Annotated in this window: 7 protein-coding genes and 3 pseudogenes; 7 read left to right on the forward strand and 3 right to left on the reverse strand. The window is 54.9% G+C overall.

Going from position 1 to position 15,194, the window contains the following annotated elements; genetic code table 11:
- Window positions 1-2 precede the first annotated feature (2 nt).
- The 6 genes from FFH21_RS24385 (at window position 3) to FFH21_RS24410 (ending at window position 6,457) form a co-directional block, all read left to right on the forward strand.
- Window positions 3-596, forward strand: coding sequence for a hypothetical protein (locus FFH21_RS24385; protein ID WP_041924652.1), 594 nt, complete (start codon window positions 3-5; stop codon window positions 594-596).
- 72 nt (window positions 597-668) lie between these two features.
- Complete coding sequence (locus FFH21_RS24390) at window positions 669-1,865, forward strand: sugar efflux transporter (protein WP_011169615.1); 1,197 nt, start codon at window positions 669-671, stop codon at window positions 1,863-1,865.
- Between the two features lie 68 nt (window positions 1,866-1,933).
- Window positions 1,934-3,091, forward strand: coding sequence for a KamA family radical SAM protein (locus FFH21_RS24395; protein ID WP_011169616.1), 1,158 nt, complete (start codon window positions 1,934-1,936; stop codon window positions 3,089-3,091).
- Between the two features lie 27 nt (window positions 3,092-3,118).
- Entirely contained in the window at window positions 3,119-4,486 is a 1,368-nt protein-coding gene (locus FFH21_RS24400; RefSeq protein ID WP_011169617.1) for an acetyl-CoA carboxylase biotin carboxylase subunit family protein, read from the forward strand.
- Window positions 4,487-4,490: 4 nt separating this feature from the next.
- Window positions 4,491-5,216 carry a 2OG-Fe dioxygenase family protein gene (locus tag FFH21_RS24405; RefSeq protein WP_011169618.1) on the forward strand — a complete coding sequence of 242 codons (726 nt, stop codon included), beginning with the start codon at window positions 4,491-4,493 and terminating at the stop codon, window positions 5,214-5,216.
- Window positions 5,216-6,457 (forward strand): MFS transporter, encoded by a 1,242-nt coding sequence (locus FFH21_RS24410; protein ID WP_011169619.1) that lies wholly within the window; start codon window positions 5,216-5,218, stop codon window positions 6,455-6,457. Before FFH21_RS24405 ends, FFH21_RS24410 begins: the two co-directional genes overlap by 1 nt.
- On the opposite strand, the gene FFH21_RS24415 is transcribed toward FFH21_RS24410, so the two are convergent.
- Window positions 6,439-7,212 carry an NUDIX domain-containing protein gene (locus FFH21_RS24415; protein WP_011169620.1) on the reverse strand — a complete coding sequence of 258 codons (774 nt, stop codon included), beginning with the start codon at window positions 7,210-7,212 and terminating at the stop codon, window positions 6,439-6,441. The genes FFH21_RS24410 and FFH21_RS24415 overlap by 19 nt on opposite strands.
- A 204-nt stretch (window positions 7,213-7,416) precedes the next feature.
- Here FFH21_RS24415 and FFH21_RS24420 point away from each other — a divergent pair.
- Window positions 7,417-7,755, forward strand: a pseudogene (locus FFH21_RS24420) (helix-turn-helix domain-containing protein); the annotation flags it as partial.
- On the opposite strand, the pseudogene FFH21_RS24425 reads toward FFH21_RS24420, so the two are convergent.
- Window positions 7,755-13,259 (reverse strand): annotated as a pseudogene (locus FFH21_RS24425) (filamentous hemagglutinin N-terminal domain-containing protein); the annotation flags it as partial. The pseudogenes FFH21_RS24420 and FFH21_RS24425 overlap by 1 nt on opposite strands.
- 24 nt (window positions 13,260-13,283) lie before the next feature.
- A pseudogene (locus FFH21_RS24430) lies at window positions 13,284-14,988 on the reverse strand (ShlB/FhaC/HecB family hemolysin secretion/activation protein).
- Window positions 14,989-15,194: the final 206 nt, after the last annotated feature.

Here is a 15,194-nt window from a genome sequence, read left to right on the forward strand (position 1 = left end):
TTATGAATATCGTATCGTGTGGGGTCATGCACCCGACACTTGGTTTGATTAGCGTCGAACAACAGAACGATAATGTGCTCTTGCGTTATCAGGGGAAAGAGCAACTGATCAAATGGGATTTGCCTGAAAACATCGCTTCCCTGTCAGTGGATGTCGACAAGATCGATTTCACCTATATTTTTTCGCCGAGTTCGTATCTGGTAAAAAGCCTTTATTTTAACGGTGATGCATTTTTCTATCGTATTCCAGATGGGATCTGTTTTTTTCAAGAAGTAATGGTCGATAAGTTTCCATTGCTCTTCTACAAATCCCGCGAAGGATCCCGAGTCAACTTCAATGCGGTAAATGAGGATAAAACATTCTCTGTTGAAATTCACTCGATCGGCACAGATAAGCACGCCGGCAAGGATCAACTGTATTTTGAGTACAGACTGATTAACGGCTCCTGTCAAAAGACTGTGAAACTTAATCCCGGTGACGCTGCGGAGGTTGCTGGATTGTTCTTCTACCAAAGTCCTGGGGCTGCCCGTTGGCCTATTTTTCTTATTAGCGATAGGCCGGTCAATGCCGCGAAGTTGGCTGAACTGTTTCCTTAGTTACTAGCACCTGCCTGATGTAGGTAGCTTTATCTTGCAAGCAGCAGTTCTGATTATAAAAAGGATGACAATATGCAGCCAAATCAGAATGGCAAAAAAGGCTTTGAATCGCTGACAAAAAATCTTTTCCTGATCAACGGTCTTACTGCACTTGCTTATGCATTTATCCTACCGGTGATGAGCACCTTTCTGGTTGATCACCTTAACGCGCCACCGGTTTACATCGCAATTTATAGTGTGGGCTTTGCTGTTTCAGGCTTGATTTTCAGTCAATGGTTCGGCCAACTTGCAGATAAAGGTCGGTCAAAAAAACAGCTTTTTCTGCTAAGTCTGTCGTCTATATTTCTTTCAGCGGTAGCCTTCTACAACACAAGTCAAATATGGCAGGCGCTGGTGATTGGCTTGGTATTGATGGGCGCGGGGCACGCGTCCATTCCGCAATTGCTGGCGATGATAAGAGTCCATGCGGTCGCATCGGGCAAGGATTCTGCTCGTTTGAATTCGCAAATGCGATCTGCGGTGTCAATTGTGTGGATAGTTGGGCCGCCGTCAGCATTTATTTTGATTGACAAGTTCGGCTTCAAGTTCAATTTCGTCTTGTCGGCTATTATCATCCTGTTCGTATTTGCGTTTTCTCTGGCTAAGTTACCTGCTTTCAAGGTTTTGCCTCCGGTCGCATCGTCGCTTCAGGAGAAGCCAATGATTACTGGGCGTGTGTGCTTGTTGGGCGCAGCTATATTTTTCTCCAATGCCGCTAATAGCATATACATCACGGCTATGCCGCTGTATCTCATACGCGAAATGGAAACACCTGTTTACCTTCCTGGATTACTGTTAGGTATTACTTCAGTATTCGAGATCCCGGTCATGCTGGTGTCTGCTGCATTATGCCGAAAGTACGGAAAATACAATTTAATGCTGTTCGGCTATGCTTGCGCAATTATCTTCTATGCACTTTTCCAAATCGTTGCCGAAACCTATATGTTTCTACTTGTACAACTTTTCAACGGCCTGTTTTTCGGAATATTCATTGGTTTAGCCATTACCATTGTTCAGGACGCTATGCCTGATCGTGTGGGATTTGCCTCGGCTTTTTATAGCAATGTGATGCGTTTGGGCATGATGGCAGGCGTTTCCTTGGTTGGATTGGTTGCGCAACTGTCAAGTTTCAAGCTCGCATTGTTCGGTTGCCTGGGTTGTGCAGTGTTAGCAGCACTGTTGATGTTGGCTGCATGGCGGCTCGAGAGTATTCGAGTGGCCTCTGCCTGACTGGCGTGGTTGGTGGCGCTGAATCGATAACAATATAGAATCATGTGAGCCTGCTTGAGGATAAGTATATGTCGGTTTTTCAGGAAAATATTATTCGCAGTTCTGGGCAATGGAGCGACTGGCGCTGGCAGCAAAAGAATGCTCTGCGCGATGAACCTGCACTTCGTAGCGCGTGTGGCGGTTGGAATCAAGAAATATCAATCCGTATCGAGCAAAACTTGCTGGGGCGCAAGATGCAGATCACTCCTTACTATGTTGATCTGATCATGCAATCACTGGGCAGCGAGCCGGTCACTGAGCATCCGCTGTGGCGTCAGGTAGTTCCGTACTGGAATGAAAATGTAATGGGCGACTACGATGGCGCATCGGAAAATTGGGAGTTGAATCATGAGATGAAAACTCCGATCTGCCAGCATAAGTATGATAACCGCGTCATTCTTAGGATGACCAATACGTGTAATGCTTATTGTCAATTTTGTTTTGAAGCGCTGCGTACTTTGCAGGTTGGCACGGACAAAAAAAATGCCAATACGGATTTATTCCTCGATTCCGTGGAATACATCCGCAATAACCCTGCAATCGAAGAGGTCATTCTCAGTGGGGGTGATCCGTTGATGCTTTCTGATCGTAAGCTTGAAGAAAACCTTGCGGCATTGCGCTCAATCAGGGAAGACCTGCTTATACGTATTCACTCGCGGGCACTGAGTTTCAATCCGTTTCGTGTAACTGATGAATTTGTAGCGATTTTGGCCAAATACAAGGTTAATGCCTTTGGTGTTCATGTCTGCCATCCGTTGGAACTAAGTGTTGACTTTGAGAGAGCCATTTCGAAAATTCGTATCGCCGTTCCCATCATTTTCTCCAATATGCCACTGTTGCGTGGGGTTAATGACAATGAAAAAACGCTTCACAGATTATTTATCGATCTGTATCGCATGGGCGTAAAACCCTATTATTTATATCATTTCATGCCGTTTTCACCGGGCGCTTCCGAGTACAAGGCCTCGATAAGCCAAGCTATCGCCATCATGAACCGGCTCAAGCGGCGAGTCTCTAACATCGCATTGCCGGAGTATGTGCTTCCGCATGCTCAGGGAAAATTTACCGTACCTCTTGTCGATTTTGAGCAGCCTGAAGATCTTCCGCGTTTTGAAAATCGTGATGGCCAACGCTATTACAAATTTAAAAACTGCGAAGGACAGTGGTGCACTTGGCACGATGTGTAGCCTACTTTTTCCATGAGGTGATAAATCATGAGTCAAAATGCAATCCTATTTATTGATATCGATGACGGCCCCTGTGTTCGTTATAGCTACCGTGAACCGCACTTTACTGCTGCACGTGAGCTTGGCCTCAAGTGTTTGACCGCTGGTGTTTCCGGACGTGATCATTTACAACGGCTCCAGCATGACAATGGAGAAGTTTTTTTACTGGCAGATTTAAGCGAAGAGGCAATTATCGACTTGGTCAGTTCGCTGAACAATCAATATGATGTCCGCGCAATCTTCTGTTACGCTGGCCATGCCTCTGCGCGTGGAGAAGTTGGCTGTATTGTCGCTCGCGCCTCTCGGCAACTGGGTTTGGTGTATTCAAACCCTGACGCCATTGCGGTGTGTAATAATAAGTTTTTGATGCGACAGGTGCTGCAGAAACATGCATTGCGCTCCGTCCCCTTTGCTCTCTGCAACAATGAGCAAGAACTCGAAACTGGTGCTTGGCGTGTCGGGTATCCACTGATTGCCAAACCAGCATTCGGTGGTGCTTCGGCGTTCATCAAGAAGTGTTCTGACTGGGTAGAATTGCGTGCGCACTATCAGCAATACTTGGCGCAACACGGCGAGGCCGGCTGCGCGGACTTCTACGGTTGTTCTCATATGCTTAGCGATGAGTGCGGGCGTTTACTGGAGTACACCCCTGGGCGGAGCATCCTGCTGGAAGGATACATCGAAGGGATCGAAGGTACGGTGGAGTGTGTTATCGTCGAAGACCGTGTTCATCCACTTCTGATCAACGAAAAGCTATTGCTGACAGAGCGCAGTGGAACGATCCTCGAGAACCTGTTGATCACACCGCCGGCTTCTTTCACCCAGGATCAGTGCGCGCAAATTCGTCAGTACGCAAAGGATTGCTTGCACGCAATTGGCATGACCAACGCAATTGTGCATCTGGAGTTTCGCTTGACTGAACTCGGGCCTGTCGTCATTGAGATCAACTCACGCTTGGGCGGATTGTACGTAAATGCCGCACTTCGCGACTTGGCGGGCGTGGATCCCTATCATCTGTATGTCTCGCTTCTTTTGGGGAATCAGCAGATTGACGCTAAACTATTGGAACAAACACAAAAGGCGGCGAATTCGGTACAAAGTTATGCAATGTTGGCCTTGTACCCAGAGAGCAGCGGGTATTTCCGAGGGATAGAAGGGGTGAGCTTTCTCGAGTGCAGTGATTCGATCGTAGAGTATGCTCAGCAGGATCCCGGCAGTTACATGGATGCAGAAATCGAGGAACATTATTTACTTAAGTGCTGGGCCAGAGTCAACGATGCGGCCCATGCATCAACGTTGCACAAAGAGCTTCTACACCGCTTGCAACCGGTTATCGAACAAACGTTGGGTGGATAAAGCAATGGACCTCTCGGACATATCGAAAAGTTTGAAACAACAACACTACTGTCATGCGCCGGACTTTTGTAAGCTGATCCACTTCGCACCTGAGGATGCGGATAGTTTTCGCCAGTACTGGTCAAACTTGGTGCTCGACGAGGCATTCAAGGAATACACGAATCGCCAGCGACGTATTTTGCGTTATCGCCTGCTGCCCTCCCGGCAGCTGGAAATTGACAGGAACCCCGCGTTCAAGTCGCCCGTGACGTATGCAATCAACTATCGCCAGGGTGTGAATCTGCTGAGCTATGCTGAGGAGTCCTTCATCGCTCACCCGGTCTTGCGTCAAGTTGTTGCGGCGGACATCGCGGTGGTTGGCCCACATTTGACAGATCAAACGTATTCCATTGATATCCATCAGTTCCGCGTAAGAGCGGATATGCAAATCACAAGCCCGACCACTTCCGGTATACATCAGGATGGGCTGGACTGGGTGTTCATGCACTTTGTGGATGCAAGCAATACGGCGCCTGTGGTCTCCAATATCTACCTGAATGAGAACGCTGAAAGCCTAGTACTGAGTCTGACAATGGAGCGATTCTTGGAAACCATCGTTGTCCGTGATAGCGTCGCCTATCATCAGGCAAGCGATGTCAGCCAAGCATCCAGCGCATCACCAGCCTGGCGCGACGTGCTTGTTGTTGGATTTCGCCGTGTACCAGATGTTGCAGAGCAGGAGACATGTTGATGTCCGAGTGTACTCTAGCGCTTTCAAGTCGCAACGCGCGTCTGCTGATTTTCGCCAGAGGCGCATCTGATTTCGGCGCGTTTCTCAACATGGTTGCGCTGGCTACATATGTTTATTGGCTCAGCCAGAGCGTGGTATTTGTCAGTGTATTTCTCGCCTGCAGAGTCGCCGGTGGCGTATTTGCCAGTTTGTTCGGGGTTATATTCTTCCGTCGTTTTATAGGCCGAGGTCCACTGGCAGCTCTGGATGTCTTCAGGGCTCTGTTGTTGGCGCCACTGTTATTTTTGTTACCAGCTCATCAACTGACAATTCTTCCCTTCATAGCATTTGGCATCGGCGCGGCGAATTCCCTGTTTGCGATTGGCATTAATAGTCAGTTGCCTACATGGATTGCTCATAGCCAGCGTGTCGCAACGAATGCTTGGCTTACATCCGCCGCCGCCACGGGTGCTGTATTTGGCAGTCTGGTCTCCGGGTTGCTGATTGCCGGTGGGGGGTTCGAAGCCGTTCTGGTTGCCAATATCGTGACTTATTTAATTGCAGCCTGTTTGATACTGCCTTTGCGAGTCTTGTACAGCGCAGCCCCTGCGCAACGTAGGCCACTGAGTGAAGAGTGGCGCGAGCTCACCAAAGGCTTGCGCAGCTCGCCCGTTCTGGCTGGCATGCTGCTCGTCACGATGCTCGATACGCTTGGCAGTGCCGCGCATAACGTCGGTTTTCCGGTGTTGTCCGAGTATATCTCGCCTGACGTCGCAAAGACGGTTATGGGTTATCTATTAGCCGTTTGGGCTTGTGGTAAGTTCGTGGGCGCGCGAGTGGCCAGTCGCCTATTGAGAAATCGCGGTAATCAAGGGATGGAGCTTCTGTTTCTAGCGGGAGTGGCGCTGATGTCCAGTGCTTTTATTCTGACGTTTCAGCAAACCGAACTCTGGATCGCATTGCTGGTAGTCATATGGGCAGGCTTAGGTGATGGAGTTGCCGAAGTTGCGTTGATATCGCGTGCTCAGCGTGAACCTGACTCTCTGCGGTTACCGTTATTTAGCCTGTTGACTCTGATTCAAATGGCAGGCTTCGGCGTGGGTATGCTCCTCGTCGGACCTTTTTATGTAACGTGGCCTCCGGCCAAAGTAATCGTGCTGTTCCATGGCTTACCGCTAACCGCCGTTCTGGCTGTGGCCATATGGTTGTATTGTAGACGTCGAACGGCCTTATTGAAAATCCATCAATCCAGAGTGCTTTGAGCAAAAGTGATTAACCCGGTTGCTCGTGCCAGAAATATTTCGGCTTTTTTGTGTGGGCCGCAGTTGCCAGTGAGATCGGTCGGTGCCAGACCTTCGCTGCAGGCGATGCGGCTCACCATCTGGCGGTTCGAGAGGCTGTTGGCTGGCTCCAAGATATACGAGGCTAGGGGTACCCATTTTGCCTCTTCAATTTCGTCAGTATCGAGGATGTTGATTGAGTACGTCAGCGCTTTCATCCGGCAGATAAAATGCAGATTCGATTTGCCAAACTGATAAGGATGTTTAGTCGAGAATCCCACGATGGAGTGAAATTCGGTATCAATGCCTGTTTCTTCAAGGACTTCGCGCTTGATGGAGTCCTGAATCTGTTCTGCAGCCTCAACGTGGCCGCCCGGCAATTTGAAACCATTACTGCCGCGCTCTCTGACCACGAGCAGTTCATTGGCGTCGTTCAAAACGATAGCGCCTGCACCTACCGTATGCGTAGGGATAAACGGCACGAACGACAGATTTGAAAGCTTTCGAACCAATGTCAATTCGTTATGAAGACAGCTATGGAAAGTGAAACCCGCCTGAGTGAACAGAGGAATGCTTTCGGCACTTGTGATGGGAAGTGATATCCAAGCAAGAGATTTTTGCTCATGGTCCTGCCAGGTAGTCAAGTGCTCGAGCGCGGCGACCATTGACTCTCTGGACGCCGGCAATGACGTAGGATCAATAATCACTCCATTGAATTTGTCCAGCTCAAATTCCATTGGCGCTCCTTGATGTTCTGTCCTGTTTAAATTTAAACCGAGTATAAAGAATTTACGTCGGCATAGGGCTCGGCCTTAGGAGCGTCTGAAACACGCTGCGATTTTGGCTCGAGGTTAAATGTCACCGCCACTGTAAAAATGCCCCCCTAACGCCAACCTAGAATTGACCCCCCTGGGTAAAACTGGCGGCTTTGAGCTGCCAATATGTTGACCCAGGAGCAGTCTGTGGAAATTAAAGTGTTGGCCCGTCAGGGCCATGGCATCAAATTCATCGCCCGTGAGCTGGGTATTTCGCGTAACACCGTGCGCAAGTACCTGCGAAAGGCCCGGTCGCTACCCAGTGACAAGGTGAGACCCGCACGTCCGTGCAAAATCGACCCCTTCAAGGACTACCTGCACGAGCGTATTGAGGCGGCGCGCCCACACTGGATTCCGGCGACCGTCCTGCTGCGTGAGATCACGGCATTGGGGTACAGCGGCGGCGTCAGTCGTCTGAAGGCTTATATTCGCCCCTTCAAACGTAAGGCAGAAGAGCCGCTGGTACCCGCGCCGTCACGCACCTTGATGGCGGTGCGGTCGTTGAGGATGTCGCCTTTGACGGCGGTTAGGCTGACTTGTCCGCCACGAATCTCGCCGGCCATCGCGTTGCGAATGCTGTCCTGCGCGATCATCTGCAGGTTGTTGCCGGCGTCGACCAGCCCGCCCTGATAGATACTGCCACCGCTGCTGACGTTGAGGTTGTTACTGGCGCGCAGGGTTCCTACGTTGATCAGGTCGCCGCCCGAGATCAGGTTCAGGTCACGGCCCTGGATGAGGCTGTTCCCGCGCAGGTTGCGTGAGTCTGCCTGTGCCAGGTACAGCACCGGTACAAGGACTTTCTGGCCGTCGACGACACGGTTTTCCATCCACACGATGTCGTGGGTCAGGGCGCTGACCTGTTCGGCGTTCAGCGCGACGCCGAGGCTGAGGTTCAGGGCGCTTTTGCTGGCCAGCGCGTTGTCCATGAGATAGCGGTACTGGTCGTAATCGCTGGTGAGGCCGTCGGCAAGGAAGCGCTGTCCTGTTTGTGCCAGCACTGCGTCGCGTATCAGGCGCTGTTCGTACAGGCCGTCACCCAGACGACGCCAGTTGCTGTCAGGGTTGATGTTGAGGCGACTGAGGATGTAATCGGAACCGAGGAACTGCGACAGGTTGGTCAGGTTCGGGTTGGTTTCGATCAGGTAGTTACTGGTCGGATCAGGGTTGCGAATGAATAGCCCGTAATCGCCTTTGGGCAGCTGGAAGGTCGCGCCAGCGGTCGGGTCCACGGCGGCGAACGGAATGCCGCTGTAGTCCACCGGAGTGAAGACCGTCTGCACGCTGCCATCGGCGGCGACGCGCTGGACGGGCTTGACCGACGCCACGGTCGCAGTGCTCGCGTCGGTGGCCTGTTTGTTGATGGTGATGTCGATGCCACCGACCTTGATGCCTGTCTGATCCTCACCCAGCTTTCCGGTGAGTATTTCCTGGGTGTTGTTGGCGCGCAGCGAACCGTTTTGCACAGTGCGGGCGATGTTCAGGTTGACCGTACCACCCGCCTGAAGCGTGGCGGCGTATTTGGGCTGCGGGCTGTCTGTCCAGACAGTGACGTTGCTTTGTTCTTCAAAGCGACTATCGGAGGAACGGGCCTTGAGCACTTCAAAACGTGCCAGGTCAAAGTTGCCAGCAGCCACAGCGGCTTTGAAGGCCGGGATGTCGACGAACTCCATCTGATCCCAGTAGCCGGTGTCGATCCGGCCCGGTGTGCCGATCGAGATGCTGTTCTGCCCGGTGCGCTCTGAGGCGCCTTGGTTAAGCAGGTCGTTGGCGGTGATGCTCAGGTTGCCATTGGCGGCCAGCAGGCTGTAACGGTTCTGTACGTTGTCAGCCTGAATGGTCAGGTCCTTGCCTGCCACCAGTCGGGCCGACGGGGAATCCTTGACGGCGGTTTCGAGCAGCGTCTGCTCAATGGTAATGGCGCCGCGCTTGAACGAGTCATGCCCGTCGCAATGCTGGCCGCACTGCCAGTTCAGGCTGCCGCTGACGATTTTCTGGCCCAGCTCGAACTCGGCCTTGGCGTTTTCCACAGCGGTGGCATTGATGGTGATTGCGCCTTCGCTTTCCACCGTGCCGGACAGGTTGCTGAAGCGTTGTGCGGCGCCGCCGTCAAGATTGGCCACGCTCAAATCACCACGACTGTAGACGTCGCCGTACAGGTTGCTGAACGTGCCGGTGCGCAAGGCCATTGCGCCGCCACTGAACAGTAGCGAGTCGGCGCTGTTGGTGATGGCGTTGCTGGCATTGAGGTTAACGGCGCCCTGTGCGCCCAATGTGCCGCGGTTGTCGATCTGCGCTGCATCGATGCGCAGGTTCTGGCGAGCGGTCAGGTAGCCGAGGTTGTCGAGGGTGCCGCTGAGTTTCAGGCGCGTGTCGCTGCCCGCGCCAATGCGGCCACCGTTCTGGCTGACGTTGTTGGCGGTGATGGTCAGCAGGTTTTGCGCAGACAGGCGGCCGCTGTTGGTCAGATCGCCGTTCAGGTTGAGCGTCAGGTCGCCATCGCTGAGCAGTTCGCCACCGTTGTTGAGGCTGTTCAGGTTGAGGGTCAGACCGGTCCCGCTGGCCAGCCGGTCACCGGCCAGCAGTGCCAGCGAATCACTGGTGTAGGTCAATGCGTTGTTGAGCTGCACCTTGCCCAGCCCGTCGACGCTGCCGAAATTCCAGTCCCCGCTGCCCAGCGTGGTAATGCTGCCGCCCGCCCCGGAGACGCGATTGAAGTCCAGTGTCAGCAGGCCGGTGTTAGCGTGCTCGATGCTGCCTGAGCGGTTGTCCAGCGCATCGGCCTTGAGGGCGAAGTCGGTGTTGCCGACTTCGATACGGCCGCTCTGGTTGATGATGCTGCCGGCGAAATCGAAAGTGCTGGTGTCGGTGGTCAGGGCGCGCAGTGCGCCTGTGCCTGTGTTGTTGATGCCAGCATTGTTATTGACCACGTTGCCCAAAGCGCGCAGTTGCCCCGAGGTGTTGTCCAGCGAGCCGCCTTGCAGATTCAGCGTGGTATTGGATTCGATCAGGCCGCCGCGGTTGACCAGGTTGGTGGCGGTGAGGTTGACGCTGTCGCCGCTGAGCTGGGCGCCGTTGGTGTTCGACAGTGTGGTGCCAGTCGATACCAGCGATGTCTTGGCGAAGAGTTTGCCCGCATTGCTGGTCAGCGAGTCCACGTTCAAGGTCAGGCTGTCGACCAGGCTGGAGATCATGCCCACCTTGCTGCCATCGCTGCTGGTGTCCAGCGAACCGGCGGTGATGTTTACCGTGTCGCCCTGAATCGTACCGCCGACGTTGCTGACGGTGCCGCTGCCCAATTCCAGCCGCGTGGTGCCGCCACTGGTGAGCAGCGTCCCGCCGTTGTTATCCAGCGTGCCGCCGGTGTAGGTCAGCCCGCCGCTGCCCGCAACCAGTTGGCCTTGCTGGCCGTTGCGCAGGGTGGTTGCTTGCAGGCTCAGCTGTTTGCCACGAATGCTGCCGCCCTGGTTGTTGAGGTCAGACGAACCGCTGATCTTGACCAGGCTGCTGCCCGCATCGATGATGCCGGTCATGTTGCTCAGCAGGTTGCTGACTTTCAGAGTTACGTCGCCGCCATTGCTGACCACTGCGCCGTTGTTGTCGTTGATCAGCCGTGGTGCGTCGATCAGCACGTTCTGGCCAAGCAGCGTACCGGCGCTGTTGTCCAGCCATGCGCCGCTGACCCGCAGGCCGGCATCGCTTTGAATCTGGCCGCCGCGGTTGAGCAACTGAGCCTGGCTCGCCGTTGGGGCAAAGCTCAGGGCCATGCCCTGCGTACCGGCTGCCAGCAGGCCTTGCTCGCGGTTGTCGAGACCGGCGGCGTTCAGGTCGATGCGGTCACCAACGATTTTGCCGCCACGGTTATCGATCTGCGCACCCGGCGCGCTTACGTTGACGCCTGCCCCCAGCACGCTGCCGCTGCGGTTATCCAGGCCTGTCGCGTTAAGGTCGAGATTGCCGGTGACCGCCAGCAGGCGGCCAGTCTGGTTCAGGACATTGCCACCGGTGATGCTCAGCAGGTTTTGCGCCTGCACGGTGCCGCCGGTGTTATCCAGTGTGCCAGTCGCCGTCACGCGTGCATCGCCCGCACGGGCCGACAGCAGGCCGGAGCGATTATTGAGCGAAGTGGACGCAACGGTAAGGCTATTGCCATCGATCTGACCCGCACTGTTATCCAGCGCATCCGCACCGATCGTCAGGCTGCCGCCAGATGCCTGAATCAGGCCGCTACGGTTGTCGATTTGCGCGCCCGGCGCAGCCACGTTGATGCTCGTCCCCAGCAGGCTGCCGCTCTGGTTAAGAACATTGCCACCGGTGACGCTCAACAGGTTCTGCGCCTGAACGGTGCCGCCGGTGTTATCCAGCGTGTTGCGCGCCGTCACACGTGCATCGCCTGCACGAGCTGACAACAAGCCGGAGCGGTTGTTGAGCATGGTGGACGCAACCGTAAGGCTACCGGCGTCGATCTGACCGGCACTGTTGTCCAGTGCGCCCGCGCTGATCGCCAGACTGCCGCCTGCCGCCTGAATAAGTCCTTCGCGGTTTTCAAGGCTGTCGAGTTGCAGGCTGGCCGCCTGCCCGGTAGCAAAACGAATCACGCCGGACAGGTTGACGATGGCAGGGGTCGAGATGAACAGCGACTGTTCACCGACGAGACGTGCCGCCAATCCCTGATTAATGATCTGGCCGCTGGTCAGGTTGACCGCGCCGCCTTGCACCACGCTCTGGTTGTTGAGGGTCTGAGCCGCATTGATAGTCAGTGCGCGACTGGCTTCGATGCTGCCGGTGTTGACGACCACCGGCGCGTTGATCGTGACGTCACCGCTCGCGTTGCGGCTGTTGTCGGCTTCGATGCCCGAAGCGATGGTCCCCGCGTTAGTGACTTTGCCCGCGTGGATCTCGACCCGCTCACGTGCCGCCAGGCTTTGCTGGTTGACCAGCTCGCCGGCGGTGCGCACGTTAACGCTGCTCGCATAAGTTTTGCCGGTCATTTCGACGCTAGGTGCATTGACGTTCAGCGCAACCTGCGCCGAGGCCTGCGCCATGTTCAGGTGACCGTTGGCGTCTATCTGAATATCGCCGCCACTTGCAGCCATATTGCCTGCCGTCTTTACGCCGACACCCTGTTCGGTGCCGACCAGCTTGATCGCGTTGGCGTACATACCGCCAAGCGCAGAGGAATCAATGGCCAGTTGCGGCTTGTCGGCGGCATTGGCAGCACGCTGTGTGGTCGCCAGCGTGTCGGCGTTGACGTCGTTGGCACCGGTGACGATGTTGAGTTGTTTTGCGTAGATATCGGCGTTGATCTTCGCAGAACGGGTGATCAAATCGAATTGGTCGACTGCGCTTGCATCCAGGCCTTTGCCATCGATCGTGACGCTGCCGCCGTCCACGGCAAAATGGTCGAGTTTGCCATTCGCATCGAGTACCGGCTTGCCAGTGCTGAGGGTGACACGAGGCGTGTTGATAAAGCCGCAGCCGCTGCAGGTGACGCCATACGGGTTGGCAATGATCACGCGGGCTGCCTGCCCGGCCACCTCGGTGTACCCATTCAACTGGCTGGCGTTGGCGCCGGTCACTTCGTTGAGGATGGTGCTTGCGGCGCGCCCGCCTAACTGATTATTGCCAAGGATATTGCCGCCCAGCTGTGTGGCTTGTATGGCATTGGTGGCGTTGTTGAGAATCACACCCTTGCTGTCGACGTTGTACTGCTGGTACTGGTTATGCGAAAGCCCTGCCGCGTTGGGTGCGGCAATGTTGATGACCGGCACGCCGTTGCCTGCCTGGCCTACGGACGTATTGGTGGTACCACTGACTGCTATCCCATCGGCCTGCGCCCAGATCGGTTGCCAGAACATGACGTTGGCCAACAGCAACGCCAGCAGGCGCTTGGGAATGCCCAGAAATCGCGTGCGCTCGGCTACTGCAGCAGAGGGCTGACGTGCCAGCAGAGCCAGTTGATGAGCGTCCATGTGGGCGACCTCGGAGCAGCGTTATTAAAGGAAAAAGTCCATGCGGAAGTAGATCGGCGCTTCGCGCTCGATCACATCGGGACGTTCCAGGGAATGGGCAAAGGTGACGGACGCAGCGACGTGCTGGCCACGGGTAAACAATTCCAATGAGTTGCTGGACAACCGACCATGGTTTTGGCCGTTATAACGATCATTGCGGATAACCCCCTGATCGTAGCCAGCAGCGGCGCCGTATTCAGTGAACACCGGGCGCAGCCAGTCCAGCGCTACCGGACGCGTCAGACGTATTTCATTACGCCAGTAGCCGCCGCTGTCGCCGGACAGAAATTCGTCCTTGTAACCGCGTACCGATGACGAACCACCAAGGCTCAGACGTTGCGGACTGAACAGCACGTCCTCGCTGCGTTGCCCTGTGGCCAGGCTGGTGAAGGCCAGATTTTCGCCCCATAGCTGAAACGGATGGCAGGTAGCTGATGGTGCCGGTGTATTTGCGATAGCGCGCATCGGCCTCGCCCGGCCCCGGATCGTGATTGCCTTGAGCATCCAGTAAGCCGATGCCCTGCTGCATACCCAGGTCAATGTTGACGAATGCAGACCCGACTCGTCGGCCGTGGTTGATGCCGAATTGTGCTTCGGTGATGCGGTTGCGGCTCAAGGCCAGCTTGCTGTCCTCGACGTAGTTGTTGGTGCGCAGGTACGCGAGACCGGCGTTAAGCGAGGTCTTGCTGACCGAATCGCGGTGGATCACGCGCTCGGCACGAAACTGATGGTTCTGGCTGTCGCCATCCTGGTTGAACTTGAAACCATCGGCTTCGGCCTGGGAGCGATATTCGGTTTCGCTATACAGATAGCTGAAAGTCCACCACCCCCACGGCAGGCTGTATGACAGAAGGCCGTTGTGCGAAGCCTGTTGATGGTCGCTGACGGCATCATGCCCGCCGCGCAGGCTCAGCTGGTCTGCAAGGCCTAATGGACTGTCCCAGTCCAGACCGACGTTCCATTGCTGTTCGCCGGTACTGCGCTGGCCGTCGTTATTGCGCGACAGGTTGGCGCGCCAGGGTTTTTGCGGAGTATTTTTGACCACCACGTCGCTGCCACCCACGGTCTGGCCCGGAGTCAGTTCCATTTGTGCCTGATTGGAGGGCAAGCGGTTTAGCTGGTCCACCATCTGCTCGATCTCGCGTAGGTTGGCCACTTGCCCTTCCTGGCCTGGAAAGGACATGGCCAGCTCGCGATCCGACAGGCCGCTGTTAGCATCGCTGCGCAGTTTTTCCAGCTTGCCCTCAATAACCAGCACTTGCAGGTCGCCCGTGGACAGGTCCTGTTGCGGCAGATAGGCCCGAGTGGTCACCAAACCTTTGTCGATGTAATGGTCGGTGATGGCCTTCAGCAGTTCATTGAGCTGAGCAACGCCCAGGCATTTGCCCTGAAACGGTGTAATCAACGCATCGCGTTCAGCGGGCGACAAGGAATCCGCCCCCTTGAGTTCGATGCGATTGATAGTGAAGCAGCGGGTATCGGCAGGCGTGACAGGTACTGTCGGCGTGGCCTGTTTGCCGGGTAGGTCCTTGAGCTCTTCAAGGCGACGGCGCTGCTCTTCGAGCAAGCGGTCCTGGCGATCACGTATGAGATCCTGTTCGCCGGGGGTTGCAGCCTAAACAGGCGTCAACGCTCCTGTGGCCAAGAACAGCGCACACAAACCCAGCCATGTCCTTTTAAAGGCAAGCATAAATATTCCATTAGAAGCGCTAGTGGCGAGAGGTACGCCTGTTCGGGACTAGTCAATACGACGTTCAGTGCCATGCCAAATAGCGGCAATTTGACATCATGTGTAACCATCGTGAAACAGACTACATAGATATCAGAAAATTCCCATCAATTTCTATTTTGGCGCTGATTTCTGATTACTTATGCAGTTCTAGTGAATCGCCCCTG

This window comes from Pseudomonas sp. KBS0707 (assembly GCF_005937945.2).
Classification (GTDB): domain Bacteria; phylum Pseudomonadota; class Gammaproteobacteria; order Pseudomonadales; family Pseudomonadaceae; genus Aquipseudomonas; species Aquipseudomonas amygdali.